20 protein-coding genes are annotated in these 17,292 nt (G+C 67.2%); 6 read left to right on the top strand and 14 right to left on the bottom strand.

Translation table 11 applies throughout. The features are described from left to right. Positions 1 to 21 precede the first annotated feature (21 nt). From ACIQK7_RS09820 to ACIQK7_RS09800, 5 genes are all read right to left on the bottom strand, one after another. On the bottom strand, positions 22 to 345 hold the full coding sequence (locus tag ACIQK7_RS09820) for a DUF2469 family protein (RefSeq protein ID WP_147721603.1): 324 nt from the start codon (positions 343 to 345) through the stop codon (positions 22 to 24). A 45-nt stretch (positions 346 to 390) separates the two neighbouring features. Next, positions 391 to 1,092, bottom strand: coding sequence for a ribonuclease HII (locus ACIQK7_RS09815; RefSeq protein WP_403024108.1), 702 nt, complete (start codon positions 1,090 to 1,092; stop codon positions 391 to 393). Position 1,093: 1 nt separating this feature from the next. Beyond that, a complete protein-coding gene (gene lepB, locus ACIQK7_RS09810; RefSeq protein ID WP_403024105.1) occupies positions 1,094 to 1,843 on the bottom strand; it encodes a signal peptidase I in 750 nt (249 codons plus the stop codon). 83 nt (positions 1,844 to 1,926) lie between these two features. Next, entirely contained in the window at positions 1,927 to 2,274 is a 348-nt protein-coding gene (gene rplS / locus ACIQK7_RS09805) for a 50S ribosomal protein L19 (RefSeq protein WP_403024102.1), read from the bottom strand. 146 nt (positions 2,275 to 2,420) lie between these two features. After that, entirely contained in the window at positions 2,421 to 2,942 is a 522-nt protein-coding gene (locus ACIQK7_RS09800; RefSeq protein ID WP_403024099.1) for a hypothetical protein, read from the bottom strand. Between the two features lie 143 nt (positions 2,943 to 3,085). Here ACIQK7_RS09800 and ACIQK7_RS09795 point away from each other — a divergent pair, with 143 nt between their 5' ends. Continuing rightward, on the top strand, positions 3,086 to 4,057 hold the full coding sequence (locus tag ACIQK7_RS09795) for an LLM class F420-dependent oxidoreductase (RefSeq protein WP_403024096.1): 972 nt from the start codon (positions 3,086 to 3,088) through the stop codon (positions 4,055 to 4,057). Positions 4,058 to 4,063: 6 nt separating this feature from the next. Here the strand turns inward: ACIQK7_RS09795 and trmD are convergent, their stop codons facing one another. Genes trmD through ACIQK7_RS09780 form a run of 3 tightly spaced genes read right to left on the bottom strand, consistent with a single transcriptional unit; the run spans position 4,064 to position 5,916 of the window. Then, positions 4,064 to 4,762, bottom strand: coding sequence for a tRNA (guanosine(37)-N1)-methyltransferase TrmD (gene trmD / locus ACIQK7_RS09790; RefSeq protein ID WP_403024094.1), 699 nt, complete (start codon positions 4,760 to 4,762; stop codon positions 4,064 to 4,066). A gap of 21 nt (positions 4,763 to 4,783) precedes the next feature. Further along, a complete protein-coding gene (locus tag ACIQK7_RS09785) occupies positions 4,784 to 5,530 on the bottom strand; it encodes a sirohydrochlorin chelatase (protein WP_403024091.1) in 747 nt (248 codons plus the stop codon). Continuing rightward, positions 5,527 to 5,916 (bottom strand): nitrite reductase (NAD(P)H) small subunit, encoded by a 390-nt coding sequence (locus ACIQK7_RS09780; RefSeq protein WP_403024089.1) that lies wholly within the window; start codon positions 5,914 to 5,916, stop codon positions 5,527 to 5,529. The genes ACIQK7_RS09785 and ACIQK7_RS09780 overlap by 4 nt, the downstream gene beginning before the upstream one ends. Positions 5,917 to 6,124: 208 nt before the next feature. On the opposite strand from ACIQK7_RS09780, the gene nirB reads away from it, so the two are divergent. Genes nirB through ACIQK7_RS09765 form a run of 3 tightly spaced genes read left to right on the top strand, consistent with a single transcriptional unit; the run spans position 6,125 to position 10,649 of the window. Continuing rightward, positions 6,125 to 8,716 (top strand): nitrite reductase large subunit NirB, encoded by a 2,592-nt coding sequence (nirB, locus tag ACIQK7_RS09775; RefSeq protein ID WP_403024086.1) that lies wholly within the window; start codon positions 6,125 to 6,127, stop codon positions 8,714 to 8,716. Beyond that, positions 8,713 to 9,486 carry a uroporphyrinogen-III C-methyltransferase gene (gene cobA / locus ACIQK7_RS09770; protein WP_403024084.1) on the top strand — a complete coding sequence of 258 codons (774 nt, stop codon included), beginning with the start codon at positions 8,713 to 8,715 and terminating at the stop codon, positions 9,484 to 9,486. The genes nirB and cobA overlap by 4 nt, the downstream gene beginning before the upstream one ends. Beyond that, positions 9,483 to 10,649: a uroporphyrinogen-III synthase gene (locus tag ACIQK7_RS09765; RefSeq protein ID WP_403024082.1), complete on the top strand. Its 1,167-nt coding sequence runs from the start codon at positions 9,483 to 9,485 to the stop codon at positions 10,647 to 10,649. The genes cobA and ACIQK7_RS09765 overlap by 4 nt, the downstream gene beginning before the upstream one ends. 12 nt (positions 10,650 to 10,661) lie before the next feature. Here ACIQK7_RS09765 and rimM read toward each other — a convergent pair whose 3' ends face one another. The 4 genes from rimM to ACIQK7_RS09745 form a co-directional block, all read right to left on the bottom strand. After that, complete coding sequence (rimM, locus tag ACIQK7_RS09760; protein ID WP_403024079.1) at positions 10,662 to 11,303, bottom strand: ribosome maturation factor RimM; 642 nt, start codon at positions 11,301 to 11,303, stop codon at positions 10,662 to 10,664. After that, complete coding sequence (locus ACIQK7_RS09755) at positions 11,275 to 11,511, bottom strand: RNA-binding protein (protein ID WP_147721615.1); 237 nt, start codon at positions 11,509 to 11,511, stop codon at positions 11,275 to 11,277. Before ACIQK7_RS09755 ends, rimM begins: the two co-directional genes overlap by 29 nt. Positions 11,512 to 11,514: 3 nt before the next feature. Beyond that, positions 11,515 to 11,967, bottom strand: a complete 453-nt coding sequence (rpsP, locus tag ACIQK7_RS09750; protein ID WP_403024075.1) for a 30S ribosomal protein S16 — start codon at positions 11,965 to 11,967, stop codon at positions 11,515 to 11,517. A 210-nt stretch (positions 11,968 to 12,177) separates the two neighbouring features. After that, a complete protein-coding gene (locus tag ACIQK7_RS09745) occupies positions 12,178 to 13,020 on the bottom strand; it encodes an LLM class F420-dependent oxidoreductase (RefSeq protein WP_403024072.1) in 843 nt (280 codons plus the stop codon). 97 nt (positions 13,021 to 13,117) lie between these two features. On the opposite strand from ACIQK7_RS09745, the gene ACIQK7_RS09740 reads away from it, so the two are divergent. Beyond that, a complete protein-coding gene (locus ACIQK7_RS09740) occupies positions 13,118 to 14,284 on the top strand; it encodes a glycosyltransferase family 4 protein (protein WP_403024069.1) in 1,167 nt (388 codons plus the stop codon). An 11-nt stretch (positions 14,285 to 14,295) separates the two neighbouring features. Here ACIQK7_RS09740 and ACIQK7_RS09735 read toward each other — a convergent pair whose 3' ends face one another. Together ACIQK7_RS09735 and ffh are read right to left on the bottom strand one after the other, a co-directional pair. After that, complete coding sequence (locus ACIQK7_RS09735) at positions 14,296 to 15,111, bottom strand: maleylpyruvate isomerase family mycothiol-dependent enzyme (protein ID WP_403024066.1); 816 nt, start codon at positions 15,109 to 15,111, stop codon at positions 14,296 to 14,298. Between the two features lie 21 nt (positions 15,112 to 15,132). Beyond that, on the bottom strand, positions 15,133 to 16,698 hold the full coding sequence (gene ffh / locus ACIQK7_RS09730) for a signal recognition particle protein (protein ID WP_403024063.1): 1,566 nt from the start codon (positions 16,696 to 16,698) through the stop codon (positions 15,133 to 15,135). A 28-nt stretch (positions 16,699 to 16,726) separates the two neighbouring features. Between ffh and ACIQK7_RS09725 the strand changes: the two genes are divergently transcribed. After that, a complete protein-coding gene (locus ACIQK7_RS09725) occupies positions 16,727 to 17,251 on the top strand; it encodes a gamma carbonic anhydrase family protein (protein ID WP_403025672.1) in 525 nt (174 codons plus the stop codon). Positions 17,252 to 17,292 lie beyond the last annotated feature (41 nt).

Raw genomic sequence — 17,292 nt, 5'->3', positions numbered from 1 at the left:
GAGTAGCGCTTCAGTGAGAAGCTACTCGTCGAGCGCGAGTTCCTTCGGCAGCTCCAACTCCTTGGCGTTGAGTTCCTCGACGTTGACGTCTTTGAAGGTCAGCACGCGAACTGCTTTGACGAAGCGATCGGACCGGTAGACGTCCCAGACCCAGACGTCTTTCATCGTCAGTTCGAAGTAGAAGTCGTGCTCCGTGTCCTGGCGTACGAGTTCGACCTCGTTGGCCAGGTAGAAACGACGCTCGGTCTCGACGACGTAGCGGAACTGCGAGACCACGTCGCGGTACTCACGGAACAGGGCCAACTCGACCTCGCGGTCGTAGTCCTCAAACTCGTCGTCTTCCATAGCGGCTCAATCCTACGCTGTTCGCGCCGAGCTGCCGGGTTGCGCTCAGGAGGCCCGAAGTTCGTCGGCTTCCGCCCCGTTGTCATCGAGCAATCCATCGAGGAGGCTCGGCGGCTTGAGCCAGCTGTGCCGGTGCAGCTCACTCGGGCCGAGTTCTGTGATCGCGGCGTAGTGCGCCGCACTGCCGTAGCCCTTGTTTCCGCGCCATCCGTAGCCAGGGATGCGCTCATCGTGTTGGATCATGAGCGAGTCGCGGTGCACCTTCGCGATGACGGATGCTGCGGAGACCGACGCGCAGTCCCGGTCTGCCTTGACCCGGGTGACGACGTGCGCCTTGCCGCCCAGTGCCGGGCTGAGCCAGTCGAAGTGGCCGTCCAGGATGATCGTGCTCTCTGCGAGCGGAATCCCTGCGTTATCGAGCGACTCGAGCGCGCGGGCGCCTGCGAGTCCGAGGCACGCCGTGATGCCCAGCCGGTCGACTTCCTCAGGCGAGGCGAGCCCTACCGCGCTGTGCAGGCCCCAAGACTGCGCGAGGGGCGCGAGCTGCTCACGGCGGCGCTCGCTCAGGAGCTTGGAGTCGCGCAGGCCTTCAGGGATCTTCGACATGCGGCCGCTCACGACGCACATGCCGACGCCGACCGGGCCCGCGATCGCGCCGCGCCCGACCTCGTCCACACCGATGACGAAGCGAGAGCCTGCCCGCTGCAGGCGTCGCTCGATCGTGAGAGTTGGAGTCGGGACCGTCATGTCAGCCTGTGCTTTGCGATTCGTCGACGCCTTCGAAAACGTCGGGGTGGTTGTCGAGCCACTCCCAGCGGTCGGTTGGCCAGCTGATCACGATGGCGCGCCCCACGACATTTTCAAGCGGCACGAAACCCTTGCTCGGCCCCGTGGCGTTACAGCGCGAGTCGCAGGAGTTGTAGCGGTTGTCGCCCATCACCCACAGGGCGCCGTCCGGAACCGTGACGGCGAAGTCATCTTTCGCGACCTTCGTTACGCGCTCCGGAAGCTTCAGGTAGGGCTCATCGAGCGGGATGCCATTGACGGACATCTGGCCGAAGGTGTTGCAGCACGCAACCTCGTCGCCTGGGAGTCCGATGACTCGCTTGATGAGGTGGTCGTTGCTGTCGGGAGCGCTCAGGCCGACGGCCGCGAGCACCCAGTCGACCGCCTCGACCACCGGGGAGCGTTCCTCCTGGGGCGATGGTGCGAGCCATCCGCCCGGGTCCTGGAAGACGATGATGTCGCCCCGGTTGAGCTCGACGACGTCGGGAACGAGCTGGTTGACGATGATCCGGTCGTAGATCTGGAGCGTGTCCTCCATCGAGGAGGACGGAATGTAGAACGACCGCACAAGGAACGTCTTGATGACGACCGAGATGAGCACGGCGGCGACGAAGATGACCAGGAGGTCACGAAGGAACAGCAAGGCGCCGCGACGTCGGCGGCCCGAAGCAGTTGTCGCAGCAGCATCCGCCGGCGAAGAATTTTCTGACATTAAACCCCTGAGCTCCCCGCCAGTTTACGTGGCGGGGAGCTCAGGTGGACACGTTCTTCACGTGCGTCGCGCGAAGCGATGAATCAGCTTTCGCGCTTCTCCTTGATCTTGGCCTTCTTGCCGCGAAGGTCGCGCAGGTAGTAGAGCTTGGCGCGGCGGACGTCACCGCGCGTCACGATCTCGATGTGGTCGATGACGGGCGAGTGCACCGGGAAGGTACGCTCGACGCCGACCTGGAAGCTCACCTTGCGAACCGTGAACGTCTCGCGCACACCCTCACCTTGGCGGCCGATGACGACGCCCTGGAAGATCTGGATACGCGAGCGGTTGCCCTCGATGATGTTGACGTGCACCTTGACGGTGTCACCGGCGCGGAACTCCGGGATGTCGGAGCGGAGTGAAGCCGCGTCGACGGCGTCGAGAATGTTCATGGTGATTCGCTCTCTGCGACCGCCACAGGTCGACCGCGTTCTCAGTACTGCAGAAAGTGGGATGGTGCCGAGACATTGCAGACCCCCCTGTGGCAGGGTCGTGCGCAGGCACAAACACTCATTCTGCCACAGCGCTGGGGCTGGCGCTAATCGCCCTCGCGCTGCACCGGCGGGTCAAGGCGGATGACATGCCCGCGGAGCGGCGCATCCGGAGTGGGGCGGCCCGGAACCGTGACTCGCGTGGCCTGGAACTCCCGCGCGGATGCTGCGGCATCGCTGAACTCATCCACCACCGCCTTCACGCGGCGACGCGTCTCCAGCACCCATTGCACGACCGCGGACCAGAACGCGATGACGCCCACGATGAGCACGAAGAGCAACATGGGGACGGGGATCGGAAACGGGGACGCGACGATCAGCAGGAGCCAGGTGCCAAGCACGCCGACGTCGACCCACGAGACCGCCTGGTCAAGCCGCACGTCCTTGCGGATCCAGGTGAGGAAGAAGACGACCGCAAGCGCTGCCGCGATCAGGAGCCCAAAGAAGAGCGGCGCAATGACGCCGCCGATGTCCTGCCAGTGCCAGATCCAGGAGACGACGACGAACCAGGTGGGCAGCACGACAGGCGCCCATCGGAGGGCGAAGTAGATACCGCGCCGGAAGACCATGCCTCCAGAGTACGACTCCCACTGAAGCGCGTCCGGCCGTTTCGCCGAGAGCGCACCGCGTTCCACCCCCGACGGGCGACCGTAAGTCTTCGTGTTCGCTGGGGATTTGTCGGTACCACGGCAAGCCGCGGGAGAGTCGAGACATGACGCGCTTCGGCTACACCCTCATGACGGAACAGAGCGGCCCCCGTGAACTCGTCTCGTACGCGGTCGCTGCTGAGCAGGCAGGCTTCGACTTCGAGGTCTCGAGTGACCACTACTCCCCCTGGCTGACCGAGCAGGGCCATTCGCCCTACGCATGGTCGGTGCTGGGCGCCGTGGCCCAGGCGACCACGCGGGTGGACCTGGCGACGTATGTGACATGCCCGAGCATCCGGTACCACCCCGCCGTCGTTGCGCAGAAGGCGGCGACCATGCAGTTGCTGTCGGAAGGCCGATTCATCCTCGGGCTCGGCGCTGGCGAGAACCTCAACGAGCACGTCGTCGGCGAGGGATGGCCCATGGTGGATGCCCGGCACGACATGCTCGAAGAGGCCGTCATGATCATCCGGGAGCTTCACACGGGCGACCTCGTGACGTGGCAGGGCGAGTACTTCAGGGTGGACTCTGGAAGGATCTGGGACCTGCCCGACGAGGGCGTCCCCATCGGCATCGCCGTCTCCGGCGCGAAGTCGATCGCGCGGTTCGCGCCCCTTTCTGACCACATGATCACGACCGAACCAGACGGAGACCTCGTCTCGTCGTGGCGCGACGCGGCGAATGCAGGAGACGGCGCTCGCGTCATCGGGCAGGTGCCCATCTGCTGGGCGCCCAACCGCGAGGACGGGGTCGCGCTCGCACACGAGCAGTTCCGGTGGTTCGCCGGGGGTTGGAAGGTGAACGCTGACCTTCCGACGCCTGCCGGTTTCAGCGCCGCGACGAACTTCGTGCGACCGGACGACGTTGCGGAGTCCATCGCGTGCGGCCCCGACCTCGATGAGCTCGCCGAGAGCGTGCGCCCGTTCATGGACGCCGGGTTCACTGACATCGCTCTCGTGCAGGTCGGCGATCGCTACCAGGAGCAGTTCCTCACCGAGGTTGCCGAGCCGCTGCTCGAGCGCCTGCGAAGCCTCTGACGCGGGTCAGTCGAGAGAAGGAGGCGGCAATAGTTCCGGCCGCACGCGGCGGGTGCGCTCCACCTGCTGCTCGTGACGCCACGCCGCGATCGCCGCATGGTTGCCGCTGAGAAGCACGGGAGGCACGTCGAGTCCGCGCCAGGACGCGGGCTTCGTGTAGCTCGGGTACTCGAGTAGCCCAGCTTCGTGGCTCTCCTCGACGAGACTCTCCGGGTTGCCAATGACCCCGGGGATCAGGCGGCCGATCGCCTCGATCATCGCCATCGTCGCCACCTCGCCACCATTGAGCACGTAGTCGCCGAGGCTGATGAGCCGCACCTCCGCACGGGTCGCCGTGTAGTCGACGACCCGCTGGTCGATACCCTCGTAGCGACCGCATCCGAAAACCAGATGAGAGCGCTGCGCGAGCTCGCGCGCGGTCGCCTGCGTGAACACCTCGCCCGCCGGTGAGGGGAAGATGACGGTCGGCGCATCAGACGACTCCAGGATGCTGTCGAGCGCTTCGCCCCAAGGCTCCGGCTTCATGACCATGCCGGCTCCCCCGCCGTAGGGCGTGTCGTCGACCGTGCGATGCCGGTCGTGTGCGTGATCTCGCAGGTCGTGCACCTGCAGGGTCATCACGCCGCTCTGCCGCGCCTTGCCCAGCAGGGAGACGTCGAGCACGGAGAAGAACTCGGGAAAGATCGTGACAATGTCGATGCGCACTCGCAAAGTCTATGCAGCGACTCAGGCGAGGCCGACCGCCGGCATGGCACTCTCCTCCACATCAATGGGGGCGAGGGCGTAACGATCGAGTACGAGCTGCACGATGCGGGAGTCCGGCTCCTCATGCGCGAGCAAAAGTGGCGGCGCGACCACGTCTGCAGAGGATGTCGCCGCGAGATGCGCGAAGTAGCCGGGCGCAAGCAGGTAGGTGCTCACAACGACCCGGTCGCACGGCCATTCTCGGCGTTCCGCCGCGACTGCATCCGCAACGGTCGGGGATGCCGCCGACAGGAACGCTGCGCGCACCGGCATCCCGAGGGAGGCAGAAAGCATCCGCGCCACCTCGCGGCAGTCGTCGAGCGCACGCTCGTCACTCGACCCGGCACAGGCGAGGACGATGCGATCAGAGACACGCAGGCCGACTGAGAGGAGCCGGCTGACGAGGATGTCGACCAGGTCGCGGTCGGGGCCGAGGGCATCCGTCAGCACAGCGCGGGGCCACCTCTCGACCTCCTGCGCGAGATCGACGTGCACGTGGTAGCCCGCAGAAAGGAGGAGCGGCACCACGACGACGGGCCGCTCGCGTCCGAGGCTGGCGATCGTGAGTGGGACATCCGGCTGCTGCACGTCGACGAAGCCACCGCGCACCGGCACACCATCGAGTGCCCGGCCGACCGCCGCGACGAGAGCTGCAACGGCAGCCTGGCCCAGCGGCGAGGAGGTGCCATGAGAGATGGCGGCGAGCGCCGCGACATCCGTCGTGTTCACATCGGTACCCCCACCTCGACCATGCCGTCGATGACCCGCGTCGGGTAGCACTCGAGGAAGAGGTGCGGTTCGCTGTAGCAGCGCCCCGTGCGGAGGTCATAGACCTGCTTGAGGAGTGGCGACGTGATGGTCGGCCGGTGGCCCTCGCCCTCAACCCACCTCGATCCCAGGATGCCTCGTGCCATGACGGGAGCGCCGCTCAGCGGATCGAAATGGCTCACGGCGAAGACCTCACCGCCCACGACGGCGAGTGCCACCTGCCGGTCACCGACCAGCGCGGCCACGGCCCAGCCGGATTCCAGCTCGGAAGCGGAACACACGGTGTGCCACTGCGGGGCGAAGAGGAGCCGAGGTGCGTGGCGCGGGGGCGATTCCAGTAGGGTCATGGCCGTTCCGTTCTCGTTGGCGAGTCAGCCTGCGAGTCTCTCGCGGGGCGATACCGACCCTAGGCTCGCCGTGTTTCGCGCCCGTCACTGCATGTTTCGCGCCCGTGAAGCTTGTCTCACAGTGCAGGCCCGGGACTGTGGAGGGAAGGTCACGCCGCGGTCATGGTGGGGAAACCGCCCGGAAATACCCCGTCCATAGGCTCACGCCATGACACGAGACCAGCACCGGCCCTCCCCCACACCGCGCCGCCTCGTCATCATCGGCGGCGGCCCTGCGGCACACCGCTTGGCCGAGGCGCTCACAAGCCGCGATACCGCGGGCGCACTGCAGGTCACCGTCATCTCGGAAGAACCCCACCTTCCGTACGATCGGGTCGCCCTCAGCCGTCGTCTCGACGGCGGCGACGACCTCACCCTCCCGACCGCACCCTGGGATGCGCCCAACGTCACTCTTCGCCTGGGCGACCGCGTGACGGCGATCGACCGCGCCGCACACACGGTGACGACAGCGGCGGGCCACGTGATCGAGTGGGACGAACTCGTGCTCGCGACCGGCTCATCCGCGCTTGTCCCGCCCATTGAGGGAGCCGAGCACGCGCGGGTCTACCGCACCATCGACGACATCGACGCGCTCATGGCCGAGGTCCACCGGCTTTCGAACGACTTGGGCCGACGGCCGCGCGTGCTTGTCGCCGGCGGCGGCCTCCTCGGTCTTGAAGCCGCTGGCGGCCTTCAGCGGCGCGGAGCGGACGCTGCGGTCGTGAACTCCGCCGGCTGGCTCATGAACGCGCAGCTCGACGAGGGTGCCGGCCAGTCGCTCGGGCGGATCATCGAATCACAGGGCATCGAGCTGCACCTGGCGAAACTGCCTTCGGCGGTGCATGTGGATGACGCGGGAGCCGTGACATCCGTCGAGTTCACGAACCACAGCCGTGTTGCTGCCGACCTCGTCGTCTTCGCGATCGGCATTCGTCCGCGCGATGAGCTCGCTCGCGCTGCCGGACTCGACCTCGGCGAGCGCGGTGGAGTCATCATCGGGCGCGACTGCAGGACCTCGGATGCCCGCATCTGGGCCATCGGCGAGGTGGCCTGCTTCGAGGGTCGCTGCATCGGGCTCGTGGCCCCGGCGAATGCGATGGCGGAGGTCGTCGCCGACCGTCTCCTGGGCGGCTCCGCCGAGTTCACGACGGTCGACGACGCCACGAAGCTCAAGCTGTCGGGGGTGGATGTCGCGAGCTTCGGCGACACGCGCGCCGAGCAGCCGGGCGCGCTCGAGGTCGTATACGCCGACCCCGCCCGCGGCCTCTACCAGAAGCTTGTCGTCTCGAACGATGCCCGCACGCTCCTCGGCGGCGTCTTCGTGGGCAACGTCGAGCCATTCGCCTCGCTGCGTCCCCTGCTCGGTTCGCAACTGAGCGCCGACCCCGGCTCGTATCTCTCGGTGCCGGGTGCCGCCGCTCCCGACGGCGCTGAGCTTCCGGATGACGCGCTTGTGTGTTCCTGTAACGCGGTCACGGCCGGTGCGGTTCGCGCGGGCATCCATGAGGAGGGCTGCACCGAACTCGGTGCACTGAAGGCATGCAGCCGTGCGGGTACGCAGTGCGGCTCCTGCGTTCCGCTCGTCAAGAAGATGCTCGAGAGCGAGCTGACGAAGGCGGGACTCGCCGTCGATCGAGCGCTGTGTGAGCACTTCTCCCTGAGCCGCCAAGAGCTCTTCGACTCCATCCGGGTGCTCGAGCTGACGTCCTTCGACGACATCATTGCGCGCTTCGGCGAAGGCCACGGATGCGACGTCTGCAAGCCAGCAATCGCATCCATGCTCGCCAGCCACTTCAACGGCCACATCCTCGACGCCGGCCGTGGAGGCCTGCAGGACACGAACGATCGGGCGCTCGCCAATATGCAGAAGGACGGCACCTACTCGGTCGTGCCGCGCATCCCCGGCGGGGAGATCTCGCCCGCCAAGCTCGCCGTCATCGCCCAGGTGGCGGCCGACTTCAACCTCTACACGAAGATCACGGGCGGCCAGCGTATCGACATGTTCGGTGCGCGGCTCGACCAGCTTCCCGACATCTGGAGGAGGCTCGTCGATGCCGGCTTCGAGTCGGGACAGGCCTATGGCAAGTCGCTTCGCAACGTCAAGAGCTGCGTCGGGTCGACGTGGTGTCGTTTCGGCGTGCAGGACTCGGTGGGCATGGCCATCCGCCTCGAGCTGCGCTACCGCGGCCTCCGCGCGCCGCACAAGTTCAAGTTCGGCGTCTCGGGATGCGCCCGTGAGTGCGCAGAGGCACGGGGCAAGGACGTGGGGGTCATCGCGACCGATCAGGGCTGGAACCTGTACGTCGGTGGCAACGGCGGCTTTCAGCCGACCCACGGCCAGCTGCTCGCCTCCGACCTCGACGATGACACGCTCGTCCGCTACATCGACCGCTACCTGACCTACTACATCCGCACGGCCGATCGGCTCCAGCGCACGGCGAGGTGGATGGAGGAACTCCCCGGCGGCATCGAGCATGTGCGCGATGTGGTCGTCGACGATTCGCTCGCCCTCGCCGCCGAGCTCGAATCGGCCATGGAACGTCACGTTGGCACCTACCAGGACGAATGGGCGGCGACCCTCGCGGACCCCGACAAGCTCCTCAGGTTCCGCAGTTTCGTAAACGCACCGGAAGCTCCGGATGTCGGGTTCCCCCGTGTCGCGGAACGCGAACAGTGGCGCCCAGCCACGGCCGAGGAGGCCGCGGACCCGGCGACGGTCTTGCTCGCGGGAAGCACGATTCCGGTGCGGAGCGGATCATGACCGGCCGGGTGACGCTCGTTGGCGGCGGGCCCGGGGCCGAGCACCTCATGACGGTCGGTGCGCTGCGCGCGCTCGCGGACGCCGACGTCGTGCTCTACGACAGGCTGTCACCCCACGAGCGGCTCAGCGAGCTGGCTCCGCGTGCCCTGCTGATCAACGTCGGCAAGTTTCCCGGGCACCACCCCGTGAGTCAGAAGGGCATCGAGCTGCTCCTCGTCGACCACGCGAGGGCCGGATGCCACGTCGTGCGACTGAAGGGCGGCGACCCATACGTCTTCGGCCGTGGCAGCGAGGAGGTCATCGCCTGCCGGGCCGCCGGAATCCCTGTCGAGGTCATCCCGGGGGTCACGAGCGCGATCTCGGTTCCCGCGGCTGCCGGCATCCCATTGACCCACCGGGGCGTGAGCAAGCTGTTCACGGTCGTCTCCGGTCACGCGCCGCTCAGCGAAGAGGAACTCCAGCATCTGGCGGCGCTCGGTGGCACCATCGTCGTCCTTATGGGCGTGGGCACACTCCCCCACCTCGCGGCGGGACTTCGACGCCACGGTGCTGCTGCAAACCTCCCCGTGGCGATCATCGAGCGTGGCTACAGCAATGGGCAGAAGACGACGATCTCGAACCTCGCCGAGGTGGTGACGGATGCCACCCGCGCCGGCGTCGCTGCGCCCGCAGTGCTGGTCGTCGGTGAGGTCGTGCGACTGGCTGATTCGGGCGACCTCGTCGCGGCCGGAGTCATCCATTCAGCCGAGCTCATGACGGAGGGGCTGTGACTCCGGACGTCACCCTCGACCCGCCTGCCGTGTCCCCAGACACGATCGGCCAGGGCGTCCCCGGGTTTCGGCACGATCAGCTCGCGGGTTTTCGCATCGGCGTCACCTCCCACCGGCGAAGCGACGACCTGATCGACGCCTTCGAGCGCCGCGGGGCAAGCGTCACGCATGCACCGACACTGCGGGTGACGCACGACCCAGCCGACGGACCGGTACTCGCCGACACGCGCGCGATCATCGCGGCGCAGCCAGACGCGCTCCTCGCGACGACCGGGTACGGAGTCCGGCGCTGGTTCGAGGTGACGGATGCCGCGGGCCTGGGCGACGAACTCCTCCTCGCGCTCGGCCGTGCCCGGATTCTGGTGCGCGGCCCAAAGGCCCGCGGGGGCATCCGTGCCGCCGGTCTCGACGACGATGGGATGAGTGAGGAGGAGACCACGCAGTCGCTCGTATCGAAGGCGCTCGAGGAGCTGCCCGACGGCCTCACGATCGCAGTGCAGCTGCATGGGCACACTGACGAACTCCAGCTCGCACGCCTTCGCGCACGCCACACCGTGCTGACCGTGGCGCCCTACAGCTGGACACACCTCGGGAGCGCCGACGAACGCGTGCAGCGTCTCGTCGAAGCCATCTGCGCGAGGGCCCTTGATGCCGTCACCTTCACGAGCGCACCTGCCGTCGATGCCCTCTTCCTTGCCGCTGAATGCATGGAAGTGCTCGACAGCGTGCACGCCGCCTTCCGCGCCGACGTCCTGGCTGCGGCGGTCGGTCCGGTGACGGCGGCGCCGCTCCTCGCCGCCGGCATCCGCGTCGTGCAGCCAGAGCGCTACCGCATGGGAGCACTCATCCGCCTGCTCTGCGAGCACCTCGAGACGGCACGGGTCATGCGGGTCCCGACGGCACACGGCACGCTCGTGCTGCGCGGACAACTGGCCGAAATCGGCGGCACCAGCGCCATGCTCGCGCCGACGCCCCTCGCACTACTACGGCGCCTTGCAACCGTCCCTGGCGCTGTCGTCTCGCGTTCAGACCTTGTCGCGTCGTTGCCGGGAACGCACGACGATCACGTCATGGAGGTGGCGCTGAGCCGCCTACGGCGCGCCCTCGGAACCCCGGGGCTCGTGGTGACGGTCGTCAAGCGCGGGTACCGGCTCGACGTCTGAACGAGTTCAGGACTACTCGGTCTCCGCGGCGTCGTCGCTCGAGGCCACCTCGGGGCGGTCCTGTGTGGGCGCAGGCTCGTCGTCGGGAAGCTCTTCGAAGAGGCCCGCCGGGGGCGTCACCGTCACGGTGCCCGCCGCGATATCCACGCTGGGCACGATCGCCTTTACGAACGGCACCAGCACGTCGCCGGACTCGGTCTCGACGTGCAGGAGGTCTTGCGCGGGCATGTGCTCGACCCGCGCGATGCGACCGATCACGGCGCCGTCGCGAACGACAGAGAGTCCGACCAGTTGGTGGTCGAACCACGCATCCTCTTCGCCGGACTCCTGTTCGAGGTCCTGGTCGATCCACAGGATGGCCTTGAGGAGGGACTCCGCGGTCGTGCGGTCCGGCACTCCCTTGAAGAAGGCGACCGGGTGCGTGTTATACCAGCGGAGTTCGGCAAGCTCGAGGGTCTTGCCATGCCAGGGCGACGTCGTCGGCACCTGGAGGGCGAACACGGCGCCCGGCACGAAACGACGCGCCGGGTCATCCGTGTACAGTTCAAGCTTGATTGCGCCCTTGAGGCCGTGGGCCTTCGTCAGGCGACCGACCCGAAGCTGGGTCGTGTTGGGGCCAGCTTCTCTAGAAATCGGTATCCACCACGTCGACACGAACCTTCTTGCCATCGGCGATCGCCGAGACGAGAGTGCGGAGGGCTTTGGCAGTACGACCGGAACGACCGATCACGCGGCCGAGGTCCTCGGGGTGCACGCGCACCTCGAGGACCTCGCCACGTGGCGTGTTCCTGGCGTCCACTGCGACCTCGTCCGGGTGATCGACGATCCCCTTGACGAGGTGTTCCAGAGCAGCAGCCAGCAAGGATCAGGCCTTGTCTGCGTCGGTTGCCTCGGCCTCGACGGCCTCAGCTGCGGTCTCCTCGACGGGAGCCTCGGACTCGGCAGGTGCCTCGTCTGCCTTGGGCTCAGCCTTCTTGGGCTTGAGCACGGGCTTCTTCTTCTCGTCGGCGACGAACGCCTCCTTGGGCTCCTTGACCTTGACGGTCGAGACAGCCTTGGCGTCGCCCTTGAACTTGCCCCAGTCGCCCGTGAGCTTGAGGATCGCGGCAACCTGCTCGGTCGGCTGCGCGCCGACGCTGAGCCAGTACTGCGCGCGCTCGGAGTCGACCTCGATGAACGAGGGCTCCTCGGTCGGGTGGTACTTGCCGATCTCCTCGATCACGCGGCCGTCGCGCTTGGTGCGCGAGTCGGCGACGACGATGCGGTAGTAGGGTGCCCGGATCTTGCCCAGGCGCTTCAAACGAATCTTTACAGCCACAATTCTCCTGTGTTTCTAGATATGGGAGCGAACTGACAGCCGTGAGCGTGGGGGCACACTCGGCCAGAAAGGTCTAATGGATCCCGGCGCCGTCTGATTAGAGGGTCGGATGACGCGGGCTCAACGCTCTATTCTGCCAGAGATTCGCGGAGACTGCGCACCGCGGGTGCCGCCGCTCCCGTCACCGTGTCTGTGAGCGCCCCGGTGACGTCAGCTGGCGGCGGTTCCGCGTCGCGCGTTGTGAGCATCACGCCATTCGAGCCAGTCCTTGACGGCATCGATGTCGTAGTGCGGGCCGGAGAGGCCCACCGTGAACAGGGTCGCGCCGAGCTCGACCAGCTCGTCTGCGGCACCCACACCCGTAGACCCACCACTCGTGCCGATCGGGCGCCGCTTGACCTCCGTGGAGATCTCGATCTCGCTCGTGTCGCGGCCAACGTCGCTACCGTGCTGGGCGAGGATGCCGAGCTTGCGTTCGAGGGTCGGGGCATCCGAGAAGCTGTGCCAGATGTTCGCGTGCTCCGCGACGATGCGAAGCGTCTTCTTCTCGCCGCCGCCCCCGATGAGAATCGGGATGCGCCGCGTCGGACGGGGATTGAGCTCCTCCCAGCGGGCCCGGATGACGGGCAGGTCGCGAGCAAGCGCCGCAAGCCGTGTGCCCGGAGTGCCGAAGTCGTAGCCGTACTCGTCGTAGTCCCGCTGGAACCACCCGGCACCCGTGCCGAAGATGAAGCGGCCCTCCCCGCCCTTGGCGCTGATGTGGTCGATCGTGCGCGCCATGTCGGCCTGCAGGTTGGCGTTGCGATAGCTGTTGCAGTTGACGAGTGCACCGATCTCGACTCGCGTCGTCTGCTCAGCGAGCGCCGCGAGTATCGTCCAGGACTCGAAGTGGAGCCCGTCGGGCTCGCCCGAGAGCGGGAAGAAGTGGTCCCAGTTGAAGAGGATGTCGACCCCCAGCTCCTCGAGTTCCGCAGCGGCGTCGCGGATTCGCTCGTAGGGGGCGTGCTGTGGCGCGAGCTGGACGCCGATGCGGATGGGTCGTGTGCTTGTCATGTCTCCAGACTATGCAGGGCGAGCGATTCACGTGGCGTTCACGCCGCGGCCACCCGCACGCAGTCGCACAGACGCACGCAGTACCGAGGCTCGGAGCATGAGAATCGCGCTCGTCGCCGAAACCTTCCTCCCGCACATGAACGGCGTGACACACTCGCTCCTGCGAGTGATCGATCATCTCGCGGCCCGCGGGGACGACGTGCTCGTGCTCGCGCCGCACGACAGCGAGTTGCCCCACGAGCTCTCGGGTTTCGACGTCGAGGGCCTGCCCGCGCTCGCACTTCCGAGCTACCGCAACGTCCGCATCGCGACGGTGACCGTCGCGCGAGTCGCGAAGTCGCTGCGACGCTTCCGCCCCGATGTCGTGCACCTCGCCTCGCCATTCGTGCTCGGCTTGCAGGCAGTCATCGCGGCGGAGCAGCTCGGCATCCCGACCGTCGCGGTCTACCAGACGGATGTCCCTGCCTACGCCGCTCGCTACGGCTTCCCCGGTGCCGAGCCGCTCCTCTGGCGCCAGGTGCAGCGCATCCACCAACGCGCCACACTCACCTTGGCGCCGTCGAGCTACGCGGAACAGCAGCTCAAAGAACACCGCGTCACTCGGGTGCGCCGCTGGGGACGAGGCGTCGACACCGAGCGATTCTCGCCCACACGACGAGACGAGGCCTGGCGTCGAGCCGTGGCGCCGAACGGCGAGCGGATCGTCGGCTACGTCGGAAGGCTCGCCTCAGAGAAGCAGGTGGAAGACCTGCGTGTAATCACCACGCTTCCCCACACCAAGCTCGTGATCGTCGGAGCAGGGCCGTTGCGTGCACGCCTGGAGGCCCTCATACCGACGGCGCACTTCACTGGATTCCTTGGCGGGAACCGCCTCGCAACGGCACTCGCAAGCCTGGACGTCTTCGTGCATCCGGGAGAGCTGGAGACCTTTTGCCAGACCATCCAGGAAGCCATGGCGAGCGGGGTGCCCGTGGTCGCAACCGGCCGCGGCGGACCTGTCGACCTCGTCGACTCGAGCCGCAACGGATGGCTCTACGCGCCCGGCAACCTGCACGAGCTGCGCGACCGCGTGGCCGACCTTGTGGGCGACGATGCGAAGCGTCGGGCCTTCGCCGAGGTGGGACGGGTGAGCGTGCTGCCGCGGACCTGGACCTCGCTGTGCGACGAGCTCATGGCCCACTACAGCGAGTCGCTCGAACTCCACCGTCGGCGTCCCCCTGGCGGCTGGGCGGTCACCACAGGACGCTCCCCGGTCACGAGGTGAGGGCAGCGGGCTCAGCCGGTCACGGTCATGCCGGCGAGGATGCGTCCGGCTAACTGCTCGTCTCCCGTCACCCGCACACGCTGCGGGTCCGCGGGCCGGCGCCCGCCTGCCAGGACGATGAATGACTCAGCGTCGAAATCGATGCGCACGTCAGGCTGCTCGGGCAAGGTGCGCAGGACACTCCCGCGACCGTTTTCCCCCACGCCGACCGCGAGTGGCGGCAGCCCATTGAGCGCGAAGACCACCGACGTTCCGGCCGTCGCCTTCCCTCGCTTCGCAACGACAAAGCCCAGGCTCTCCGCAAAGTACCGTACCGTGTGCTCGGCGGGCGCGGTGTCGAAGCCACCCGGTAGGCCGACCGCACGCCGGATGTCCTGCTCGTGCATCCACACGTCGAGAGGGCGGTTGCGCAGCAGGGTGCGCCAGTCCCACGAGAGGCCGGGCACACCGAGCACAGGCTTGGCTGAGGCATCCGTCGGCGGATCCGCCTCGAGCGCGGCGAACCGTGCGTCGGCCGACTCGCGAATCTCCCGGATGATGTCTGCCGGCGCGTGATCACGACGCGCGACTACCCCGCGCTCCGTGTAGTCACCCGTTGGTGCCGTCAGATGCGGGAGGTCACCGAGTTCCACGGTCGGTTCAGGGTCGCCTGCCAACACCGACTCCAGGTGTGCGACGTGTGACGCGACCGCCTTGACGTCCCAGCCGGGCAAGTCTGTGGGGGAATTCCAAGCGTCATTCGGTAGCTGCTCAAGCAACGCAAGGAAGTCATCGATGGCCCGCCGACCAACCGCGATGTATCCGGCGAGGAGCTCCTGATCAGTCATGGAGCCACACTAGAGCAACGCTCAGCGCCCCCCGAGCATCTTCTGCAGTGCGGCCAGCTCTTCCTCGCTCGGCATGCCATCCGCCTTGCCTCCACCGAGCCCGAAGCCCGACCCTGCAGGAGCGTTCGACGCCGGCTTGCCAGCGGCCAGCGCCTTCTCCTCGGCCGCCCGCTTCGCGGGGTTGCCCGAGCGAGACTTCTTCTGCGGCGCCTTGCCCTTCTTCTTGCCGCCGCCGAAACCAGCGCCGGGGATGGGACCCATGCCCGGAATCTGCGGCACGCCACCCTTCGCCACGGTCTTCATCATCTTGGCGGCCTGCTCGAAGCGCTGCACGAGGCCATTTACCTCCGTCACGGTCGTGCCCGAACCGCGCGCGATGCGCAGGCGACGCGAGCCGTTGAGGAGCTTGGGGTTGCGGCGCTCGGCGGGCGTCATCGACTGGATGATCGCCTCCGTTCGGGTCAGCTCCGACTCGTCGAAGTTCTCGAGTTGCTCCTTCATGCCGCGCGCGCCGGGCAGCATGCCCAGCAGGCCCTTCATGGAGCCCATCTTCTTCAGCTGCTGCATCTGCGAGAGGAAGTCCTCGAGTGTGAAGCTGTCGGTCGCGAACTTCTCCGCAACCTTCTTCGCCTCCTCCTCGTCGAAGGTCTTCTGCGCCTGCTCAATGAGCGTGAGGATGTCACCGAGGTCGAGGATCCGGCTCGCCATGCGCTCGGGGTGGAAGGGCTCGAACTCCTCGAGCCGCTCGCCGGTGCTCGCGAAGATGATGGGACGGCCGGTGACGGATGCGACCGAAAGGGCAGCACCACCGCGGGCATCGCCATCGAGCTTCGTCAACACGACACCCGTGAAGTCGACACCTTCCTGGAACGCCTTCGCCGTGGCGACGGCGTCCTGACCGATCATGGCGTCGATCACGAAGAGCACCTCGTCCGGATCAACGGCCTTCCGGATGTCTGCGGCCTGCTTCATCATCTCGGCGTCGACGCCGAGACGCCCGGCCGTGTCGACGATGACGACATCGTGCACCTTGTCGTTGGCGTACTTGATCGCGGCCTTCGCAACCTTCACCGGGTTGCCGACACCGTTGCCGGGCTCCGGTGCGAAGACGTGCACGCCCGCCTGCTCGCCGACCACCTGGAGCTGGGTGACGGCATTCGGACGCTGGAGGTCAGCCGCGACGAGGAGCGGGGCGTGCCCCTCCCCCGCCAGCCACTTCGCCAGCTTGCCCGCGAGCGTCGTCTTACCGGCGCCCTGCAGTCCCGCGAGCATGATGACCGTCGGACCCGACTTTGCGAACTGCAGGCGCCGCTGCTCCCCGCCGAGGATCGTCACGAGCTCGTCATTGACGACCTTGACGACCTGCTGGGCCGGGTTGAGCGCCTTGTTCACCTCATCGCCGAGGGCCCGCTCGCGCACGGCAGAGGTGAACTGCTTGACGACATCGAGCGCGACATCCGCTTCGAGCAGGGCGCGACGGATCTCGCGGACGGTGCCGTCGACATCCGCCGGGCTCAGCTTGCCCTTGTTGCGGAGGTTCTTGAAGGTATCCGCGAGGCGGTCGGTGAGGTTTCCAAAAGTGGCCATGATGCCTACTAGTTTAACTGCCATGGACATGTCGCCGCTGATCGTTCCCATCGACGGGGTTTCGCCCACCGTCGCCGCCACCGCATGGGTCGCCCCCAACGCGACTCTCATTGGGCGTGTGACGCTGCACGAGCAGTCGAGCGTCTTCTATGGGACGGTGCTTCGGGCCGATGTGGACACCATCACGCTCGGCGCCGGCAGCAACCTCCAGGACAACGTGACGGTGCACTGCGACGCCGGAGTACCCGCGTCGATCGGTGCTGGCGTCAGCGTGGGACACGCGGCGATGCTGCACGGATGCACGATTGAGGACGACTGCCTCATCGGCATGAGCGCGACCGTGCTCAACGGAGCGGTCATCGGCAAGGGTTCGCTGGTCGCAGCGGGAGCCGTCGTGCTCGAAGGCACCGTGATCCCGCCCGGCTCGCTCGTCGCGGGAGTGCCCGCGAAGGTTCGACGCGAGCTGAGTGCCGATGAGCAGGCTGGCCTTCGCGAGAACGGCGTGCGTTATGTCGGCTACAAGGAGCTCCACCGCGAGGCTCTCGGCGGCTGAGACCCCAGGCGCCAGGGGCGCTACGGCGCGCGTGTCCCGGT

It is taken from the genome of Salinibacterium sp. GXW1014 (assembly GCF_044769865.1).
In the GTDB taxonomy this organism is placed as follows: Bacteria; Actinomycetota; Actinomycetes; order Actinomycetales; family Microbacteriaceae; genus Homoserinimonas.
Note: the sequence above shows the minus strand (reverse complement) of the source record. Positions and strands in the feature narration are given on the sequence as shown.

Excerpts from the sequence above, each read along its gene's own strand:
- nirB (WP_403024086.1), top strand. The coding sequence starts at position 6,125 with ATGACACGAGACCAGCACCGGCCCTCCCCCACACCGCGCCGCCTCGTC.
- rplS (WP_403024102.1), bottom strand. The coding sequence starts at position 2,274 with ATGAACATTCTCGACGCCGTCGACGCGGCTTCACTCCGCTCCGACATC.
- ACIQK7_RS09820 (WP_147721603.1), bottom strand. The coding sequence starts at position 345 with ATGGAAGACGACGAGTTTGAGGACTACGACCGCGAGGTCGAGTTGGCC.
- lepB (WP_403024105.1), bottom strand. The coding sequence starts at position 1,843 with ATGTCAGAAAATTCTTCGCCGGCGGATGCTGCTGCGACAACTGCTTCG.
- ACIQK7_RS09795 (WP_403024096.1), top strand. The coding sequence starts at position 3,086 with ATGACGCGCTTCGGCTACACCCTCATGACGGAACAGAGCGGCCCCCGT.
- ACIQK7_RS09800 (WP_403024099.1), bottom strand. The coding sequence starts at position 2,942 with ATGGTCTTCCGGCGCGGTATCTACTTCGCCCTCCGATGGGCGCCTGTC.
- ACIQK7_RS09725 (WP_403025672.1), top strand. The coding sequence starts at position 16,727 with ATGTCGCCGCTGATCGTTCCCATCGACGGGGTTTCGCCCACCGTCGCC.
- ACIQK7_RS09815 (WP_403024108.1), bottom strand. The coding sequence starts at position 1,092 with ATGACGGTCCCGACTCCAACTCTCACGATCGAGCGACGCCTGCAGCGG.
- ACIQK7_RS09740 (WP_403024069.1), top strand. The coding sequence starts at position 13,118 with ATGAGAATCGCGCTCGTCGCCGAAACCTTCCTCCCGCACATGAACGGC.
- cobA (WP_403024084.1), top strand. The coding sequence starts at position 8,713 with ATGACCGGCCGGGTGACGCTCGTTGGCGGCGGGCCCGGGGCCGAGCAC.
- ACIQK7_RS09745 (WP_403024072.1), bottom strand. The coding sequence starts at position 13,020 with ATGACAAGCACACGACCCATCCGCATCGGCGTCCAGCTCGCGCCACAG.
- ACIQK7_RS09780 (WP_403024089.1), bottom strand. The coding sequence starts at position 5,916 with ATGACCCTACTGGAATCGCCCCCGCGCCACGCACCTCGGCTCCTCTTC.
- ffh (WP_403024063.1), bottom strand. The coding sequence starts at position 16,698 with ATGGCCACTTTTGGAAACCTCACCGACCGCCTCGCGGATACCTTCAAG.
- ACIQK7_RS09735 (WP_403024066.1), bottom strand. The coding sequence starts at position 15,111 with ATGACTGATCAGGAGCTCCTCGCCGGATACATCGCGGTTGGTCGGCGG.